General features: G+C 56.7%; 20 protein-coding genes. 6 read left to right on the top strand and 14 right to left on the bottom strand.

The genetic code is table 11. The features are described 5' to 3' along the window. Window positions 1-18: 18 nt before the first annotated feature. Genes DHN10_RS00775 through DHN10_RS00760 form a run of 4 tightly spaced genes read right to left on the bottom strand, consistent with a single transcriptional unit; the run spans window position 19 to window position 2,302 of the window. The gene (locus tag DHN10_RS00775; RefSeq protein ID WP_108813355.1) at window positions 19-462 is read right to left on the bottom strand and encodes a MarR family winged helix-turn-helix transcriptional regulator; all 444 of its coding nucleotides are present in this window, start codon (window positions 460-462) and stop codon (window positions 19-21) included. Continuing rightward, a complete protein-coding gene (locus DHN10_RS00770; RefSeq protein WP_108813354.1) occupies window positions 462-1,292 on the bottom strand; it encodes a carbon-nitrogen hydrolase family protein in 831 nt (276 codons plus the stop codon). Before DHN10_RS00770 ends, DHN10_RS00775 begins: the two co-directional genes overlap by 1 nt. Beyond that, window positions 1,289-1,546 carry a glutaredoxin 3 gene (gene grxC, locus DHN10_RS00765; protein WP_108813353.1) on the bottom strand — a complete coding sequence of 86 codons (258 nt, stop codon included), beginning with the start codon at window positions 1,544-1,546 and terminating at the stop codon, window positions 1,289-1,291. The genes DHN10_RS00770 and grxC overlap by 4 nt, the downstream gene beginning before the upstream one ends. A gap of 33 nt (window positions 1,547-1,579) precedes the next feature. Continuing rightward, a complete protein-coding gene (locus tag DHN10_RS00760) occupies window positions 1,580-2,302 on the bottom strand; it encodes a double zinc ribbon domain-containing protein (RefSeq protein ID WP_108813352.1) in 723 nt (240 codons plus the stop codon). 22 nt (window positions 2,303-2,324) lie between these two features. Here DHN10_RS00760 and DHN10_RS00755 point away from each other — a divergent pair, with 22 nt between their 5' ends. From DHN10_RS00755 to DHN10_RS00745, 3 genes are all read left to right on the top strand, one after another. Beyond that, entirely contained in the window at window positions 2,325-3,149 is an 825-nt protein-coding gene (locus DHN10_RS00755; protein WP_108813351.1) for an SAM-dependent methyltransferase, read from the top strand. A gap of 51 nt (window positions 3,150-3,200) precedes the next feature. Then, window positions 3,201-4,286, top strand: coding sequence for a ferrochelatase (hemH, locus tag DHN10_RS00750; RefSeq protein WP_108813350.1), 1,086 nt, complete (start codon window positions 3,201-3,203; stop codon window positions 4,284-4,286). A 266-nt stretch (window positions 4,287-4,552) separates the two neighbouring features. After that, window positions 4,553-5,806: a serine/threonine protein kinase gene (locus DHN10_RS00745; RefSeq protein ID WP_108813349.1), complete on the top strand. Its 1,254-nt coding sequence runs from the start codon at window positions 4,553-4,555 to the stop codon at window positions 5,804-5,806. A 79-nt stretch (window positions 5,807-5,885) separates the two neighbouring features. Here the strand turns inward: DHN10_RS00745 and DHN10_RS00740 are convergent, their stop codons facing one another. Next, window positions 5,886-6,467: a L,D-transpeptidase gene (locus DHN10_RS00740; protein WP_108813348.1), complete on the bottom strand. Its 582-nt coding sequence runs from the start codon at window positions 6,465-6,467 to the stop codon at window positions 5,886-5,888. Between the two features lie 171 nt (window positions 6,468-6,638). Here DHN10_RS00740 and DHN10_RS00735 point away from each other — a divergent pair, with 171 nt between their 5' ends. After that, window positions 6,639-7,190: a CAP domain-containing protein gene (locus DHN10_RS00735; RefSeq protein ID WP_108813347.1), complete on the top strand. Its 552-nt coding sequence runs from the start codon at window positions 6,639-6,641 to the stop codon at window positions 7,188-7,190. Here the strand turns inward: DHN10_RS00735 and DHN10_RS00730 are convergent. From DHN10_RS00730 to hslO, 8 genes are all read right to left on the bottom strand, one after another. Beyond that, the gene (locus DHN10_RS00730; RefSeq protein WP_199910613.1) at window positions 7,187-7,675 is read right to left on the bottom strand and encodes a L,D-transpeptidase family protein; all 489 of its coding nucleotides are present in this window, start codon (window positions 7,673-7,675) and stop codon (window positions 7,187-7,189) included. The two genes, DHN10_RS00735 and DHN10_RS00730, sit on opposite strands and share 4 nt — an antisense overlap. A 90-nt stretch (window positions 7,676-7,765) precedes the next feature. Beyond that, window positions 7,766-8,968 carry a class I SAM-dependent RNA methyltransferase gene (locus DHN10_RS00725; protein ID WP_108813346.1) on the bottom strand — a complete coding sequence of 401 codons (1,203 nt, stop codon included), beginning with the start codon at window positions 8,966-8,968 and terminating at the stop codon, window positions 7,766-7,768. Beyond that, entirely contained in the window at window positions 8,969-10,801 is a 1,833-nt protein-coding gene (locus DHN10_RS00720; RefSeq protein ID WP_108813345.1) for an ABC transporter ATP-binding protein, read from the bottom strand. Further along, the gene (locus DHN10_RS00715) at window positions 10,798-12,645 is read right to left on the bottom strand and encodes an ABC transporter ATP-binding protein (protein WP_108813344.1); all 1,848 of its coding nucleotides are present in this window, start codon (window positions 12,643-12,645) and stop codon (window positions 10,798-10,800) included. The genes DHN10_RS00720 and DHN10_RS00715 overlap by 4 nt, the downstream gene beginning before the upstream one ends. A gap of 47 nt (window positions 12,646-12,692) precedes the next feature. Then, window positions 12,693-13,274, bottom strand: coding sequence for a LysE family translocator (locus DHN10_RS00710; protein WP_108813343.1), 582 nt, complete (start codon window positions 13,272-13,274; stop codon window positions 12,693-12,695). Then, complete coding sequence (locus DHN10_RS00705) at window positions 13,267-14,403, bottom strand: CCA tRNA nucleotidyltransferase (RefSeq protein ID WP_108813342.1); 1,137 nt, start codon at window positions 14,401-14,403, stop codon at window positions 13,267-13,269. Before DHN10_RS00705 ends, DHN10_RS00710 begins: the two co-directional genes overlap by 8 nt. Next, window positions 14,400-14,984, bottom strand: coding sequence for a CoA pyrophosphatase (locus DHN10_RS00700; RefSeq protein WP_108813341.1), 585 nt, complete (start codon window positions 14,982-14,984; stop codon window positions 14,400-14,402). The genes DHN10_RS00705 and DHN10_RS00700 overlap by 4 nt, the downstream gene beginning before the upstream one ends. Next, on the bottom strand, window positions 14,977-15,969 hold the full coding sequence (gene hslO, locus DHN10_RS00695; RefSeq protein ID WP_108813340.1) for an Hsp33 family molecular chaperone HslO: 993 nt from the start codon (window positions 15,967-15,969) through the stop codon (window positions 14,977-14,979). Before hslO ends, DHN10_RS00700 begins: the two co-directional genes overlap by 8 nt. A 76-nt stretch (window positions 15,970-16,045) precedes the next feature. On the opposite strand from hslO, the gene DHN10_RS00690 reads away from it, so the two are divergent. After that, a complete protein-coding gene (locus DHN10_RS00690) occupies window positions 16,046-16,483 on the top strand; it encodes an NUDIX hydrolase (RefSeq protein WP_108813339.1) in 438 nt (145 codons plus the stop codon). Here the strand turns inward: DHN10_RS00690 and DHN10_RS00685 are convergent. Further along, window positions 16,472-17,266, bottom strand: coding sequence for a hypothetical protein (locus DHN10_RS00685; protein WP_159086883.1), 795 nt, complete (start codon window positions 17,264-17,266; stop codon window positions 16,472-16,474). The two genes, DHN10_RS00690 and DHN10_RS00685, sit on opposite strands and share 12 nt — an antisense overlap. A gap of 166 nt (window positions 17,267-17,432) precedes the next feature. On the opposite strand from DHN10_RS00685, the gene DHN10_RS00680 reads away from it, so the two are divergent. Next, window positions 17,433-18,647, top strand: coding sequence for an argininosuccinate synthase (locus tag DHN10_RS00680; protein WP_108813337.1), 1,215 nt, complete (start codon window positions 17,433-17,435; stop codon window positions 18,645-18,647). The last annotated feature ends 6 nt before the right edge of the window (window positions 18,648-18,653 follow it).

The following is an 18,653-nucleotide window of genomic DNA, read 5'->3' as shown; positions in this document are numbered from 1 at the left end:
TCGAGGATTTGATCCCGTCTATTCGAACTTACTCAACGTCAACCGCATTTCGCGCAGGACCGGCACGACCGTGCGCACCTTGTCTACGCCAACCTTGGCCACAACATCATCAATCACAGGCGCAATCGCTGCGAGGGCTGCATCGCGGGCGGCCTGACCAGCAGGGCTGATTGTCACCATCTTGCGGCGGGCATCATCCCAATCAGGGCGCACATGCACCCATCCGGCCCATTCCAGTTTATGCAGGGTGTTGGTCATCGCCCCACGGGTCAAATGAAATGTCTTGGCCAATTGCGCCGGTGACCGTTCTGCGCCGGTATGGGCCAGATGGTTGAGTACCGAAAAATGCGACAGTTCCATGCCCTTTGGCAGCACGCGCGCCACACTGGCACGCGCCAGTTGATCAACAACCAGAATCTCGCTGAAAAGCGAAACGGCAAGGCTGTTTGAGGGATCAGACATTAGGGACCTTCGAAAGGGCGATCATGGTTGAGCGCGGCAATCCGCTGCCGGCTTTGTGCCACTTCTGCGAGGTCAAGATCAACCAGTGCTATTCCGGGATCAGTTCCCATATCCACCAAGACCTCGCCCCAGGGTGATACCACCATGCCATGCCCATGGGTCGCACGTGATTTTCCAGATATTGAGGCATGGGTCCCGGTCTGGGCAGCAGCTATGACATAAGACCCTGTTTCAATCGCGCGTGCGCGCAAAAGGGGTTCCCAATGGGCCGCGCCTGTGACGGGTGAAAAAGCCGCAGGGATCAGCAAAATCTCGGAGCCTGCTTGCGCCAATGCGCGGTAAAGATAGGCAAAGCGCACATCATAGCAGACGCTCATCCCGATCTTAGCAAAGGGCGTATCAGCAACCACGGCCTGGTCACCTGGCCGGTAACTCGCCGACTCGCGGAATGTCTCTGTGGCCGATACGTTCACATCGAACATGTGAATCTTGTCGTAACGCGCCACGATCTGGCCCGCGGGATCAATCAGGAATGAACGATTGGCAAAACGGCCATCGGCATCCCCCGTCTTCAATGCAAGCGAACCAATCGACAGCCACAAACCATGCCGGACCGCCGCTTCGCGCAGGCCTTTCAGTGTTTGATCATCAGATTCGTGCTGCAGCACCTGCAACTGATGGGCGTGATCCATCGACAGGCAATTGGTCACCTCGGGCGTCACCACGAACCCGGCGCCCTGACCAGCCGCATCCGCGATCAACCCTACTGTTTCGGCAAGGTTCGCCGCCGGATCATCACTCACATTCAGTTGCAGGAGCGCGGTTTTCATGCCGCCAACAGCGCGTCCAACTTGCCGCCACGCTCCAATGCAGAAAGATCATCAAAGCCGCCAACATGCGCACCATCAATGAAAACCTGCGGCACTGTGCTGCGGCCATTTGCACGCTGGATCATCTCTGCGCGACGCTTTGGCTGCGCGGTGATATTCACTTCTGCAAAGCTGACGCCCTTGGTCTTCAGCAACCGCTTTGCCATCAGACAAAAGCCGCAGGTTGGTTTGGTGTAGATCTCGACAGTGGCCATCAGCAGGCTCCTTAGTTCAGTGATACCTCTGATCTAAGCATCTTTGACGACGCGTGCCAGTGTCACAATTGACACGTTTGTGGCACCCGCAGCACGCGCGGCCTCTGCACTGGCGGCAAGGGTTGCACCCGACGTCATGACATCATCAACCAGCAGAACGGACTGGCCCTTGATCTGGTCGATCCGTTTGGGGTTGGGGGCAATTGCACCGGCTAGGGCAGCAAAGCGCGCATCGCGGCTAAGCCCATCCAACAATTTGGTTTGCTTGGGTCGCAGCAATGCATCAACGCAAACCGGACGTTCCAGCTGAGCGCCCAGCGCCTGCGCCAGCAAGGCGGATTGGTTGTAACGCCGCCGCGCAAGCCGCGTCCAATGAAGAGGTACAGGGATGATAACAGGGTCTGTTAGACGCATTAGAGACAGTTTTTGTATCATCCATCGGGCTGCCGATTGCGCAAATTCCGTCCGATCACCGTGCTTGAAGCCCAGAACCAATCGCCGCCCGATCCCATCATATACCAGCACGGCGCGGCCCTGATCCCATGGGCGGGCGATGGTCATGCAGTCGTCGCATTGAACGGCTTCGCCACCGTCCTCACCCGGCAACGGGGTGCCACATGTATCGCAAACCAGGCCCCCGAGGAACGTCGTTTGCGCCCAGCAGGACCCACATAATCCATAGTCACTTTCGGTCTGCGCATCACATGCTACGCATTGTGCGGGGTAAATTGCGCGAATGATGCTTTGCAACTGCATGAATGCACCCTAAATGACGCTAATGAGCATGCAGAAACTGACAGACCGCAAAGCGCTGACGCGTAACCGCAGCCGCGCTGACAACGATGCGCTCTTCCTGCACGAGCATACAGCCGATGAGCTGCAAGAAAGACTCAACGAAGTTAACAGAACCTTTACGTCAGTTGCGATTGTTACTGGTTTCCCCGATTTCTGGGCGCAATGCTATCCCGACGCCCACATCATCCCCGATGACGATACGCTCAACCTCGCTTCGGGTGCTTACGATCTGATCCTGCACACGATGTGCCTGCATTGGGCAAATGACCCTGTTGGCCAGCTGGTTCAGGCACGGCACGGGCTGAAACCGGATGGCTTGTTGCTTTGCACTTTTCTGGGGGGGCAGACATTGCACGAACTACGCTCTTCTTTGGCCGAGGCCGAGGCAGCCGTTACCGGCGGGCTCTCCCCACGGATTGCACCCATGGGTGAAATTCGTGATCTGGGTGGGCTTCTGCAGCGTGCTGGCTTTGCATTACCGGTGGCGGACAGCAATCCGATCACGGCCAGCTACGCCAATGCATTCCACCTGATGCATGACCTGCGCAAGATGGGTGAAAACAACGCCCTGACCGATCGCATCAAACACCCCACCCGGCGCAATGTTCTTACAGAAGCGGCCTGCATTTATGCCGAGAACTTTCGCAATGATGACAACCGAGTTGATGCCACGTTTGAGGTCATCACCCTGACCGGCTGGGCCCCGTCAAAGGATCAACCCCAGCCCTTGCGCCCCGGCAGCGCCACAACGCGGCTGGCTGATGCTTTGGGCACAAAAGAGACACCCGTTGATCGGTCCAATGATTGACGCCGCTCGTATCCCATTTAACTAGCCATTGAATCGCGCTACTCAAGGACGATGAATGTGTTCGATACCCAAAGCCCGCCAGAAGAACGTCCAGCAACTTGCCCGATGCATGCGGGGGATGACCACCCTGCCGTGAAACCGGCGCGTGTTGGCATATTGATTGCAAACCTCGGCACACCTGATGGCACCGACTATTGGTCGATGCGCCGCTATCTAAACGAATTTCTATCTGACAAGAGGGTTGTCGATTACTCCGCCTGGATCTGGCAGCCGCTGTTACAATTGATCATCCTGACGAAACGCCCGTTTTCTTCCGGGGCGGCCTATAAATCAATCTGGAACGAAGACGATGACGAAAGCCCACTACTGACGATCACCAAAAAGCAGACAGCTGCGATTAAGGCGCAAATGGTGAAACGCTATGGCGACGATGTGCGGGTCGATTTCTGCATGCGCTACGGCAACCCATCCACCAAATCCAAAGTGCGCGAGATGGTCGAGGACGGATGCACCAAGATCCTGTTCTTCCCGCTTTACCCACATTACGCAGGCGCCACCTCTGCGACCGCGAACGATCAGTTCTTTCGTGCCCTGATGAAAGAGAAGTGGCAGCCGGTCGCGCGCGTGGTTGAACCGTATTTCGCGGATACCGCCTATATCGAGGCGCTCGCGCAATCGATTGAAAAGGCATATGCAAAGGCTGATGCCAAGCCCGAAAAACTGATCTGTTCCTATCACGGTGTGCCAGAACGGTATCTGCGTGAAGGTGACCCTTACCACTGTCAGTGCCAGAAAACGACGCGCCTGCTCAAAGAGCGTCTGGGCTGGGACGACACCCAGATCGTGACCACTTTCCAGTCCCGCTTTGGACCAGAAGAATGGCTCAAGCCCTATACAGTAGAAGAGGTCGCACGTTTGGCCGAAGAGGACGGGGTGAAGAACATCGCCGTCTGCGCGCCTGCATTCTCGGCTGACTGCATCGAAACGCTTGAAGAGATCAACGAAGAAATCAAAGAGAGCTTTGAAGAGGCTGGGGGAGAGCATTTCACCTACATCCCATGCCTCAACGATGATCCGGCACATATCGATGCCCTGTCCGGCGTGATCACAAACAACCTGCGTGGCTGGCTGGAATAAACCTCAGCGAATCTGTTTGCACGCACTGCTGATGTGACATGAGGCAGTTTGCAAAATTTTGAGGCGATTCCTATTGTCGTTCACAATCAGTTAATAAAAATCGCGCAGAACGTGCAAATTCGACTAAAACACCTAGGAAACTCATAGTATTAGCCGTAAGTTTCCTCAAGCGCGCCGCAAAGCAACCATATTTCAAAGGCTATATAAATGCGTTGATTATTTGTGAGTGAGGACGTGCCGCATGTTGGCACGATGATTGGTGAGACATGTCAGCTGTGAAAAAGCCTGAACTAGAAATGGAACCGCAAGCAGGAAGTGAAGCACTTCCAGATGGTACGGACCTCCTAGGCGATCAGTTCAAAATCGAACGACCGCTGAGCAATGGCGGATTCGGAATTACCTACCTAGCAAGAGACAACTTCCTTGGCCGCGATGTGGTCATTAAGGAATGCTATCCTGAGGTCTTCTGCCGCCGCGAAGGCAAGAACGTCTTGGTGCGCTCAAACCAGCACACCGAAAAATATCGCGCCATTGTTGAAATGTTCATGCGCGAAGCGCGCAGCATCGCCAAGCTGCGTCATCCCAACATCGTTGGTGTTCATCGCATTTTTGAGGACAATGAAACCGCTTACATGGTGCTCGATCTGATCCATGGTCGCGACCTTCTCAGCGTCATCAGAGAAGAGCGTCACCGCCTGACGCCGGATCAGGTCAAAGAGATCCTGATCAAGGTATTGGATGCGGTTGACCTGGTTCACCAAAATGACTTGCTGCACCGCGATATTTCTCCAGACAACATCCTGCTCGATAAATGGGGCAACCCGGTGCTGATTGACTTTGGCGCTGCCCGCGAAGAGGCCAGCCGCGAAACACGTGCCGTGTCTTCTGTGCTTGTGGTCAAGGATGGCTATTCCCCGCAAGAATTCTACTTTGCTGGCAGTAAGCAAGGCCCCAGCAGCGATATCTATGCGCTGGGCGCGACCTTCTATCACCTGATCAGCGGTGAAGCGCCGCCTAACAGCCAGACCCGTATGGCCGAATTTGCCGGTAACAACCCTGACCCATGCGAGCCATTGGCGGGCCGTTTCCCCGAATACGATGATGTGTTTCTTGAAGCGATCGACAAAGCGATGCAGATCCTGCCAAAGGCACGGATCCAATCCGCCCGCGAATGGATGCACCTGATCAATTCCGAAGAAGAGCGTGTGAAACCACTTAAGCCCCGCGCCAAAGCGGATTTGGGCAAGGTGCTGACCCGTCTGGTGTCGGAAACAAACGAATACGTCCTCAATTCAGAGCCGCGGGCAACCAAAGATCTGCCGCCGCTGCCTTTGCCAGTGAAAAAGGTCAACTCCAAGCCGGAATGGGCTGACGAGTTCAACCGTGAAACCTCCGAAAAATCGAGCGATGGGGGTGCAGGCGACAGCAAGCGCAACACATCGCAACCGCAGCCCGGTAGGCTTGCCGTGCCTGAGCCAACGCGCAAGCGTGGCATTCTGGCGTGGTTTGGTAAGGCGTAGCCCAAGCCTGCAGATTCTAAAAACAAAAGGGCGCGCCTCTCCGGCGCGCCCTTTTGTTTTTCCAAACCGTTCTCGGACCTCAAATCAGCAAGACCTGCGTGCCCACTTTGGTCAGGTTATAAAGCTCTGCGATCTGTTCATTATAAAGCCCGATACAGCCATTCGATGACCGGCGCCCGATCTTGCGTGTGTCGTGGGTGCCGTGAATACGGTAGTACTGCCATGACAAGTGCAACGCGTGTGTGCCCAGCGGATTATCGGGGCCGGGACCAATGAAATCGGGCCATTCCGGGTTGCGAATCTTCATCGACGGGGTTGGTGCCCAGCTTGGGCCTTCAACCTTGCGGGTAATCGAGGTGCGGCCCGTGCGGGTCAAATCATCCGTCAGTGGCACGCTTGTTGGGAACAGTTTGTAAACTGTCTGATCTTCCGACCAGAAGTGCAGAGCGCGCGACTGCAAGTCCACCAGCACCGCGCCATTGTTCAGGTTGTTAAAGTAAGGCTCCCAGTCCAGCGAACGGAAACTTGAGATATTGCGCTGCACACCGGCGGAAATGTCACCTTCAATTTCGGTGGAATTGGCGGTCTGCGCCGCAGCACCGGTCGAAATCATGGCAGCAGAGGCAGCCAGAAATCCGCGCCGCGAAAAATCATGTGTCATTGTAGTCTCCCTTTTTGGGGCCCAATACGTTTCAAACGTGACACTTAATGTGTCTCGGATAGCACTTCAATTCAAAGATATGTCATTGCTATGACCGGCGGAGGGATGTGTGTTTGATGTGGCGCACTGATCCCGCTAAGGAAGAAAGACCCGAACAAAGCGAGTATTGGCATGTTGCGACGCGAATTGATCATGGGACTGGCTGCGGTTGGCTTGGCCGCCTGTAGCACGGCACCAAACCGGCCCTTGGGCCCGGATGGTCTGCCGTTGCCCTCTGCCTACCGCATCCGTCCGGGCGAGGAAGCCGTCGTGCAATTCCGTATGCTGGACAGCGTCAACGCGCTGCGCCAGCAGGCCAGTTTATCCCCGGTCGAACTGAACGCCGCACTGAATGCTGCGGCGGCCACGCATTCGCGCGATATGGCTGTTCAGAACCGGCCCTGGCTTTTTGGTTCTGACGGGTCCAGTCCACTGGACCGTGCGCGGCGCGTCGGATTTCCAGGGCGGCTTTTGGGTGAAAACATCTCGGAATCGTTTGAATCAGAGCTACAGACCTTGGCCGCATGGATGGCACAGCCCGACACCCGCGCCGTGCTCCTTGATCCAAACGCGCGTTTCATGGGTTTTTCGTGGTTTCAGGAAGATTCTGGCAAACTGTGGTGGACCCTGAACGTCGGCAGCGACCCAATGGTCAGCCGTCCCCTGGGTGGTGTTGCGTTCTAGGTGTAGAGAAAGATCTTCGTCCCGGTCTGAACCATCGCAAAAATCTCGTCCATTTCGCTGTTCGTCACCGCAATGCAGCCCCATGTCCAGTCCGGCGTAGCCGCCCATTTGTCAGGCGTGCCGTGGATAAAGATATCGCCACCGGGTTCGACGCCTTTGGCGCGCGCGGCGGCGACATCGTCAGAATTGGGGTAGGAAATCCCCAATGAAAGATGAAAGCTGCTGTTGGGATTGCGCCGATCGATCAGATAGGCGCCCTCGGGCGTGCGCCCGTCGCCTTCCTGTTCTTTGTGACCAGTCGGTGCAAAGCCAAGGTTAAACGTGTATTCCCGCAAAAGACTGCGATGATGCAAAAGCTGCATCCGGCGATCACCTTTGAACACCTGAATGCGTGTCACCTCTGGCCCAGTGTAAACTGGCAAACCACTGGTACATCCCGCGAGCCCAAGGGCCGCTCCAACCACTACTGTTCGTCTTGAAATCATGTCACTGCCCATCGCTACGGTCTGTGCCGCCTTTTGACGATTTCTACAGCACAATCATGGCAGAAGGTAGACAATCGATCGTCGCAGCGATCATTTCCGTGTGAAGCCCGCAACAACCTCTGTGTGCGGGGACCAGCGGAATTGATCAACGACCTGGACCCATGGCATCGCAAAGCCCGCTTCCACCAGCGTTTGTGCATCGCGGGCAAAGGTTACCGGGTTGCAAGATACCAGCGCGATCACCTTAACGTCTGATGCGGCGAGCGTGGCAATCTGCGCCTCGGCCCCGGCGCGCGGCGGGTCGATCACAGCGGCATCGAAATGGCGCAGTTCGTCCGCTTCCAACGGGCGACGAAACAGATCGCGGGTTTCGGTCGTGACCCGGCGCAACTCGCGCCCCTCTCGCCAACCGCGGTCCAGCGCCTCTAGCATCGCGCTTTCACCTTCAACCGCATGCACCTCGGCCCGTTTGGCCAAAGGCAGCGCGAAGGTGCCGCACCCTGCAAACAGGTCCGCAATGCGCGCGGCCCCTTGGGTGATCTCTGCCACTGCGCCACGCAATGCTGTTTCACCGTGCGTCGTCGCCTGCAAGAACGCGCCGGGCGGTGGTACGGCAGATACCCCGCCAAAATCCTGTGCGGGAGGGTTGATTGTCACGACCGGTTCCTCATTCCACACCAACCGCGACAGACCGTATTGATTGGCCAACGCCGCCAGTTCGACCCGCAAGGGCGGGGTAAGGTCCTTGTCTGTCCCAACCAGCACATCCGGGCCTAATGCGGCCTCGGTCACAGTCAGATCAATCTCGCCTTTGCGCGAGCAGGCTAAAACAGTCAGCGCCTCTAGAGCAGGGAAACTGGCGATCAAGGCGGGGGTCAAAAGCTGACACTCTGGCACCTGTACCAATGTACCGGAGGCGCGGGCGTGAAACCCAACCATCGCCCCTTTCTTGGTACGGCGGCCCGACAACTTGGCACGCCGGCGCGATTGTGCTGGTGACGTCTTGATCGGGCGAAACTCAGGTGACAGCCCGCGCGCTGCCAATGCCTTGACGACAATGTCCTGCTTCCAATCCGCCACAAATGCATCAGTGGCATGCTGCATCGCGCACCCACCACAGGATTTGAAATGACGACAGGGGGCGGCAACCCGATCTGTTGACGGTGTCACAATCCGCACAGTCCCATCCTGCGCGACATCCACCTCTTCACCCGGCAGAACACGCGGCAACAGCGATTGCCCATCAGAGACACGCCCCATCCCAAGATGGGTCAGACTTTCGATTGTCAGCATTTATTCCGCCGCTTCTTTCACATTGATAAAACCACCGGATTGCCGGTTCCAATACCGGGCATAAAGTCCGTTTTTCGCCAGCAGATCTCCGTGTGTGCCTTCTTCGACAATGCGGCCCGCGTCAAGCACGATGATGCGGTCCATACGCGCCAGCGTGGACAGTCGGTGGGCGATAGCAATCACCGTCTTGCCGCCCATAATCGTCTCTAACGCACCTTGAATCGATGCTTCGACCTCTGAATCAAGCGCGCTTGTTGCCTCATCCAGAACCAAAATTGGTGCATCCTTCAAGATGGCGCGAGCGATGGCGATCCGCTGGCGCTGGCCGCCGGACAGTTTGACGCCACGCTCGCCCAAATGCGCGTCATAGCCTTGCCGATCCTTGTGGTCGCGCAAGTCTTGAATGAATTCATGGGCCTCGGCCTGTCGCGCGGCATCTTCGATTTCAACTTGGGTCGCATCGGGCTTGCCGTATTTGATGTTGTCACGGGCCGAGCGATTGAACATCGCCGTTTCCTGCGTGACCATTGCGATCTGGCGGCGCAGGCTTTCTTGCGTCACATCGCACACATTCATGCCATCGATGGCAATGCTGCCGTCTTCAGCATCATAAAGCCGCAACAGCAGCGCAACGAGCGTCGATTTCCCGGCACCGGACGCACCCACGAGCCCCAGCTTCTCGCCCGGATTGACCGTAAGGCTGACACCATCCAGACCGCCCGGACCACCGCCATAGCTGAAAGATACGTTTTCAAGCGCGATGGCCCCGTTCTTTGCCACAAGGTCAACCGCATCAGGTGTATCGACCAACGTATGTTCAGGACTGAGGGTGTGCATTGCGTCCTCAACCTCGCCCACATTGGCATACATGCCCATCAGCGTGAAACTGACCCAACCGGTCATTTGCGACAAACGCAGCGCAATGGCGCCGGCGGCGGCGATGTCGCCCGGTGTCGCAGTGCCCTGTGTCCAAAAATAAAGCGTCACACCCACAAGAATGATGGGCAGCAAACCCCCCAGCATCATCAGCCAGAACCGGAAAGACGCCGATAGCCAGCCAAAGCTGACAGCAGTCCCCCAATAAGTCGCCATTGCATCGGTCGCAGCGCGGTCCTCATGGGCGTCATGTGCAAAAAGCTTGACGGTCTTGATATTCGTGATCGTGTCGACAACCTGCCCGGTCACCATGGCACGGGTGGCAGCCCGTGCTTTGGACCGTTCCCGGATGCGCGGCATGAAAAACCGGATCAAAAGAATGTAGGACACCGCCCAAACCGCGAGCAGCAGGGCGGACCGCGCATCTATTGTGAACAGCAGGATCACCGACCCAACCAAAGACGCCAGCGCAAAGGCGACGGTGTGGATCATATCCACCACCAGATCACCGGCGGCGCGTGCGGCCTGCATCTGCTTCTGCGAAATGCGCCCGGCGAAATCATCATCAAAGAATGTCACCGATTGACCCAGCGAATGTCGATGCAACCGCGACAGTATCAAATTCCCCAAAGCGGGCCCAACAACAACCGACTGCATAACACCCGACACCCCAAGGATCAGAGGGCGCAGGATCACAAAGAATGCTGTGACAGCCGCAAGCAAAAGCAGGTTGTCGGCAAAGTACGTTTCACCCACCGAATTCAGCGTTGTATCAACAATCCAACCAAGCATGAGCGCTGTTGCCACCTCAAGCGTACCGGCCAATGCAGACACTAATCCCGCCAAAAGCGTGATTTTTGTACTCCCTTTCAGGCACCATGCCAGGAACGCCATCAACGATTGGGGCGGCGGTCCATCGGCGCGTTCAAACGGGTCAATCCAGCGCTCTGGCGTCATTTTTGTCCTTCGGCAGTCTGGCCCAGAAAGCCCCCCGATTGGCGCGCCCAGAACCTTGCGTATTGTCCATTTGCCGCCAGCAGACTGTTGTGCGTGCCGTCCTCGATGATGCGCCCCTGATCCATCACAATGATCCGATCCATCTGGGCAATCGTCGACAGGCGGTGTGCAATTGCGATGACAGTCTTACCTTCCATCATCCCATAAAGCGTCTGCTGAATTGCGGCTTCGACTTCACTATCTAGGGCGCTTGTCGCCTCATCCAACAGCAAGATCGGCGCATCTTTCAAAATCACCCGCGCAAGGGCGATCCGCTGGCGTTGGCCACCCGACAATTTCACGCCGCGCTCACCGACGCGTGCCTCGTATCCTTTGCGACCTTCACTATCTTCCAGCGTTTGAACGAACTCATGCGCCTCAGCCTTGCAGGCGGCAGCGATCATTTCATCCTGCGTCGCTGTGGGTTTGCCATACAGAATGTTCTCGCGCACTGATCGATGCAGCAACGCGCTGTCCTGTTGCACCATACCAATCGCGCTGCGCAAGCTGTCCTGAGATGCCTGCGCGATATCCTGACCATCTATCAGTATTTGGCCGTGTTCCGCGTCGTAGAACCGCAAAAGCAGCTTCACCAGCGTGGATTTCCCAGCACCCGACTGCCCGACCAAACCCACCTTTTCACCCGGAGCAATCGTCAGATTGATTTTGTCCAAACCACCTGTTTGCTTGCCATAATGGTGCGAAAGGTCACAAATTTCGACACCGCCTGCGTCTATCGACAATGGCTTGGCCTTGGCCTGATCCAGCAGAGTCACCGGTTGCGCAATTGTCTGCATGCCTTCTGACACCACGCCCAATTCACGGAAAAAATTCGTCACGGCCCACATAATCCAGCCCGACATTGCGTTCAGGCGCAGCGCCAGTGACGTGGCAACAGCAACCAATCCGACCGAAGCAGCACCCTGCATCCAAAGCCAGATCGACCAACCCACAACCGCCACAACCAAAAAGCCGTTCAACAGCATCAGACCTGCGTCCATCACCGTATAAAGACGCATTTCGATCTGGAACGTGCGGCGCGCTTCTTCAATCGCTTCTTTTGCGTAGCCCACCTCGCGGTCATGATGCGCGAACATCTTGACCGAATGGATGTTGGTATAGCTGTCCACAACGCGGCCGGTGACGGCGCTTCGCGCATTCGATGCGGCTTCGGAAGCCGGGCCAATGCGCCGCACAACCCAACGCAACAGGAACATGTAAGGCACGATCCACAGCAGCAGCGGGATCAGCAGCCGCGCGTCAGCCTGACCCATCAACACAGCGGCGGCCACCAGATAGGCAAGCGCAAATGTGATGGCATCAAAGAGTTGAAATACCACCTCGCCCGCGGCGGGCGGTGTTTGCATGATCCGGTTGGCGATACGGCCCGCAAAATCATCCTCGAACCAACCCACGGATTGCCGCAACACATGCCGGTGCGCACGCCACCGCACCAACGTGCCAAAGTTCGGCAGGATAGTGTTGTTCAACAGCATGATCTGGAACATGTGGATCGCCGGGCGCAGCGTCAGGATCAGTACGGCAACCAGTACAAACTCGCCCCCGCTTTCGGCCCAGACCTGTGCAGGCGTGCCATTCGTCAGGATATCGACCAAACGCCCGAGATAGCCCAACAACCAAATTTCAACGATAGCGATAACGACCGATGCGATACCGGTGAACCAGAACACACGCATAAACGGCTCTGCGTAGCCACGCAGAAACGGATAGAGCCGCTTTGGCGGCGTGTCGCTCTCCTTGTATGTTACATAGGGATCGACAAGACCTTCGAAAAAACGAAACATCGGCTTGCCTATTCGGGTGTTATACGACCGCTATAACAAAGGTTTCCCTAAAGGAAAACAAGCACCGAGAACCCGGCAAGCGCAAGCGCCATTGCGCGCATAAAAATACGCCAGGCGGCAGGGTTCGTCAGAAGATAGGACAGCAGTGTGCCAGCCACGGCCCAGAAGGTACCAACGCCCAAATTCAATGTTGAAAAAATTGCAGCCAAGGTGCCTGCCTGCTGCAAGGGCGGGTAAGTTGCGACATAGGCCGTGGCACTTAACGCGACCGCCCAAACCTTGGGGTTCACCCATTGAAACAAGACGGCTTCAACAAAACTGAATGGTCTATCGTTCTGTTTTGGGGTGGCCGGGTCCGCGCGCCACAGGTTGTATGCCATCCACAATATCCAAAAGCTCGCCACGACCATAAGCACAATCGCCAAACCCGGTTGCGCTGCCATCAATGTGCCGATGCCAATGCCTGTGACGGCCGCAATCACACCCACGCCCAGCGCAACACCGATGACATGCGGAACAGTGCGCTGAATGCCAAATCTAGCCCCGGACGCCGTGATCAGGATCACGTTTGGTCCCGGTGAGAACAACCCCAGAAATACAAAGCCGATCAGTGGGAAAAGCTCACTCAAGCAGGTCAGCCTTGGTAAGCGTGAAACCAGACGCGATCCACCGCACCTCTGCCTGTTTGAGTGCATCGCCGAGTACGGCACCGGACAAGGCGGGCATCAGGTCTGCCGCCTTCAAAGGAAAAACCTGCTCTGCGGCATGTGTGATCGCGCGCAATTCATTCGGGGTCGCGGGTTGGCCCAGCGATGCCGCTGTAACAAGCAAAGCGTCACGCCCTGCATCCGCGCCAAAACGATAGGCGACTTCGGCGGGGCCGGCGTTGCTGTTGATTTGCTCTAACCGGCGTGCTTGATGTTTCGAAAGGCGCAAAGCCTCCCCCGGTTGCCCGCCAATGACAGCCAAGCGGCGCAGCGCATCCGGGGCGATGGTGTTCTCTTGCTCCAGATGCACCAAAACTGGCAGCACCCCTGCATCAGCGCCTGGCAAAACCTGGGCCAAAGCACCAGTCGAGGCCATCGCCGCAAGCGCCGGAGCAGGGTCAGACGCGCCCAGCAGCTTAAGCATTTCTGCCGTCACACGCTCGACAGACAGCGACTGCAAGCCGTCGATATGCTCTGCACAGGCCGCCAATCCATCGCGGTCCGGCCCCTCATTCGGGTCACCGTACCAGGCGTAGAACCTGAAAAAGCGCAGGATCCGCAAATAATCTTCTTTGATACGCTGTGCGGGGTCTTCGATGAAACGTACATGCTGTGCGTGCAAGTCAGGCAAACCGCCCAACGGGTCAGCTATCCGCCCTTCGGCATCGGCATAAAGCGCATTCATCGTGAAATCACGACGGCGCGCGTCATCTTCGATATTGTCCGCAAAGGCGACGGTGGCCCGCCTGCCATCAGTGGCCACATCGCGGCGGAAAGTCGTCACCTCAAACGGAATATCGTTCAGCACCAAGGTGACCGTGCCGTGGTCGACCCCTGTCGGAATACTCTTGATCCCAGCCGCAGCGGCCAATTTCATGACCTTTTCAGGATGGGCATCGGTCGAGATATCCAAATCTGCAACAGGCGCACCCAAAAGTGCGTTACGCACACAACCACCCACAAACCACGCCTGATACCCCGCGTCAGTCAGCAGACGGCACACCGTTTGCGATGCAGCATCCTCTAGCCAATCGGCCTTGATCCGGGTCATGACATCCGCTCTGCCAGCGCGCGCATGATCCGGGCAGTGGCGCCCCAGATGTAGTAGGGTCCAAAGGGTACGGTGTAATAATACCTGCGGCGGCCCTGCCAGTGGCGGCCTTGAACGTGATATCGGGCAGGGTCCAGCAGATGGGCCAGCGGCACATCAAAAACTTCGCTCACTTCACCTGCTTCGGGCATGCTTTGGAAATCATCATTGATGATGGCAAGCACAGGGGTCACTTGATACCCCGTCACGGTCTGATGCGGCGGCAAAGTGCCCAGCACATCGACGACCGAACCGGGCAGGCCGATCTCTTCGCGCGCTTCGCGCAAGGCGGCATCGATCAGTGTTGAATCACTGGGGTCTTGTTTGCCGCCGGGCAGAGCAATCTGGCCCGGATGATGTTTCAACCGGGCAGAGCGTTTGGTCAGAACCACTGTTTGGCGATCTTGACGCACACCGATCAGTACGGCAGCTGGGGTCAGCGCCCCACCGGGGATTTTCACATCAGGATTGAGGTCAAAGTCAGATGACGCGCTGCCCGCATGGGACAGCGCGCCGAGCAGTTTTTTACGCAGGTCAGGCACTGGCGTCCTTGGCTTCAAACCCAAGGGTTTCAGGCGCAAAGATGTAATGTGAGCCGCAGAACTGGCAGTCGGCCGTCACGGTGCCCTCGTCGGTCGTCATTGTGGCGATATCCTTGGCCGAATAGATCGACAGGCTTTGGCGCACTTTGTCTTCCGAACAGCTACAGCCGAATTTAACCGGTTGGGCGTCATAGACACGCGGCTGTTCCTCATGGAAAAGACGCACCAACAGATCCGTCGGAGCAACGGTTGGGCCGATCAGTTCAATCTCATCCACAGTATCCAGCAGCGTATTGGCACGGGTCCAGTTTTCACCTTCGTCCGCTTCAAGGATATCGGTGGCATCCAGCAATCCAGCTTCGCCTGATCCCCCTTCACCGGTCACATGCGGCGATGCCTTTGGCATATGCTGCAACATCACACCACCAGCGCGCCAATGGGGGGCTTCTCCGGGCAGTTGCGACTGGCCGTAGGTCAGTTGGAACCGGGTCGGCAACTGCTCTGACTGCGCAAAATAAGTCTCTGCACAGGCAGAAAGCGAACCACCGGCGATAGGCGTAATACCCTGATAAGGGGCCATGCCTTCGCCCTGATCAATCAAAATGGCAAAATAGCCGTTGCCAAGCTGGCTGAACGGATCCGCCGTTTGATCAAGCGTTTCCTCGTCATATGATGCATAGGCGCGGATGCGAGCGGGCTGCCCATCATCGGTAGGGCCATAATAATCCGTTGCAATCAGACGCGCAGGACCAGAGCCGCGCACCTGCAATGACAGTTTCCAGCGCAGTTTCACCGTTTGACCGATCAACGCAGTCAGCAATGCCATCTCGGCCACCAGACCTTCGATCATCGGCGGATAGTTGTGTTGTTTCAGAACCTGTTCCAACACGCCATCAAGACGCGCCACCCGGCCACGGATGTCGGAGGCATCAAGTTGAAACGGCAGGACGGTATCGTCCCAGGCGATTTGGGTGCCTGTGGTCATAGTCTTTCCTAACAAGTCTTAGGGTGGCATACCGCGCCTATATAGGTGGGGCAACCACGCGTCCAAGGGGCAAGCTATGATCAGACGGTATGGCGACACACCAGTAAGCGGGCAACGCTACCAGCATCGCCCCGGCGTCTATGCTATTTTACCCCTCAATGGAAAGCTGCTGTTGACCTATCAGGGCGACCCGCATTTTGAATTTCAACTGCCCGGCGGCGGCATTGACCCCGGCGAACATCCTTTGACCGCACTGCACCGCGAAGTGTTCGAGGAAACTGGCTGGCGCATTGCATCACCCCGCAAACTGGGCGCGTTCCGGCGGTTTGTGTTCATGCCGGAATACGAGATGTGGGCCGAAAAGCTCTGCCATATCTATTTGGCACGGCCCGTCCGGCCACACGGCCCCCCGCACGAGGAAGGGCACATCCCCGTCTGGATGAACCCACACGAGGCCCTCGCCGCACTTTACAACGACGGCGATGCGGCCTTTGTGGCAGGGTTAATCGATTAGCGGGCGTTTCTCGATCAGATGGCCGTAAAGCGTCGTCAGGATGCTGACACCAAGCATCAGGATCGTCCACTGCAACGCCAGATCGACAACCACACCAACGACCGGGGCTATGCCGCTGATCTGATTAACCAACAACGTCGCAATCCCATTGATTGCCATCAGCAACAGCGCCACGCCAAAGATCGTCCCTGACATGTCACGCGAGGCGGCCCACGCCGCGCCCATTGTTATCGGCTCTCCAACGGCAACAGATGGCAGGGCAAGCCCGATGCGGAACCAAACGAAGGACAACACGGCGGTTACAGCGATAAACACCATCAGAGCGGGCAGAGAAAGTAGCGCCTGAGAGCCCGACGATAGGAATGGCGACGCAATGAACCCCACAACAAAGACTAACGGGATCGCCAACAACACGATCAGCAGGCCATAGAGGATGGACCGACCGACATAGGGCCAGATCGGACGGCCTGATACAGCAGGCAAAATCCCACTGTATTCTTCAAGAAGGATGAAACGGTGCCAAGAAACCGCGATCCATGCCAGCACGAACAAAGTGAACGGGACCAAAACCAATAGGGCAAGCACAAAAACACCACCTGCATCCTCAGGAATAGAACCTGCACCGCTTGCCAATTGCATGAATGCGCCGGTTTGGCCGACCATTGCATAGACGGCAAGATAACCGACTATCAACACAATGTAGGGCCCGACAGAGGCGCGCAAAGCCTGCCCAAGATTGCCAAAGATCATGCGAAATGCGTGACGAATGATTTGAAATGCCATGGAAGAAAACCTTGTCTGATATCTTGGCGCAATCCATCATGTAGACCGCGAATGGTCAACTGGCCTTTGACTGTCATGCTCTGCCGCGTGCACCGATCCTTGCCCCTGATTGCGAAAACCGCTATCGCGCGTGGCAAATCCCACACGCACAAAAGGCGCACCTCGTATGACCGCTCCGAAAAAAGTTGTTCTGGCCTATTCCGGTGGCCTTGATACCTCGATCATCCTCAAGTGGCTTCAGACAGAATATAACTGCGAAGTCGTGACCTTTACCGCTGACCTTGGTCAGGGCGAAGAGCTGGAGCCTGCACGCAAGAAAGCCGAGATGATGGGTGCGACAGGCATCTATATCGAAGATCTGCGTGAAGAATTTGTGCGCGACTTTGTGTTCCCGATGTTTCGGGCCAATGCGCTTTATGAAGGGCTCTATCTGCTGGGCACATCTATCGCGCGCCCACTGATTTCAAAACGCCTGGTCGAGATTGCAGAAGCCGAAGGTGCAGATGCGATTTCCCATGGTGCCACGGGCAAGGGCAACGATCAGATCCGGTTTGAACTGGCCGCCTATGCGCTGAACCCCGAGATCAAGGTCGTCGCCCCGTGGCGCGAGTGGGACCTTGGCAGCCGGACCAAGCTAATCGAGTTTGCCGAAAAGCATCAAATCCCGATTGCCAAGGACAAACGCGGCGAAGCGCCGTTCAGTGTGGATGCAAACCTGCTGCACACGTCTTCGGAAGGTAAGGTTCTTGAGGACCCTGCCGAGGAAGCGCCAGAGTACGTTTATCAACGGTCCGTAGCACCCGAAGATGCACCTGAGACGCCAGAGATGGTCGAGATCACCTTTGAACGCGGCGATGCCGTTGCGATCAATGGCGAGATGATGTCGCCTGCAACGATCCTGACCAAGCTTAACGAATTGGGTGGCAAACACGGCGTCGGTCGTCTTGATCTGGTGGAAAACCGGTTCATCGGCATGAAATCACGCGGTGTTTATGAAACGCCGGGCGGCACTGTCCTGTTGGAAGCGCACCGTGGGATTGAACAAATCACTTTGGACGCAGGCGCTGGGCACCTCAAAGACAGCATCATGCCGCGCTATGCGGAACTGATCTATAACGGATTCTGGTTCTCGCCCGAACGCGAAATGCTGCAAGCGCTGATCGACAAAAGCCAGGAACATGTGTCCGGCACCGTGCGTGTGAAACTCTACAAAGGGTCAGCTGTGACCGTGGCGCGCTGGTCAGATCAGACGCTTTATTCCGAAGAGCACGTAACGTTCGAGGATGACATGGGCGCATATGATCAGACCGATGCGCAGGGGTTCATCCAGTTGAATGCGTTGCGGTTGAAGCTGTTGGCGGCACGCAACAGGAAGGGCTGAGGGGAT

The organism is Loktanella sp. Alg231-35, from assembly GCF_900143545.1.
Taxonomy (GTDB): domain Bacteria; phylum Pseudomonadota; class Alphaproteobacteria; order Rhodobacterales; family Rhodobacteraceae; genus Yoonia.
This window is presented reverse-complemented; position numbering and strand designations above follow the sequence as displayed.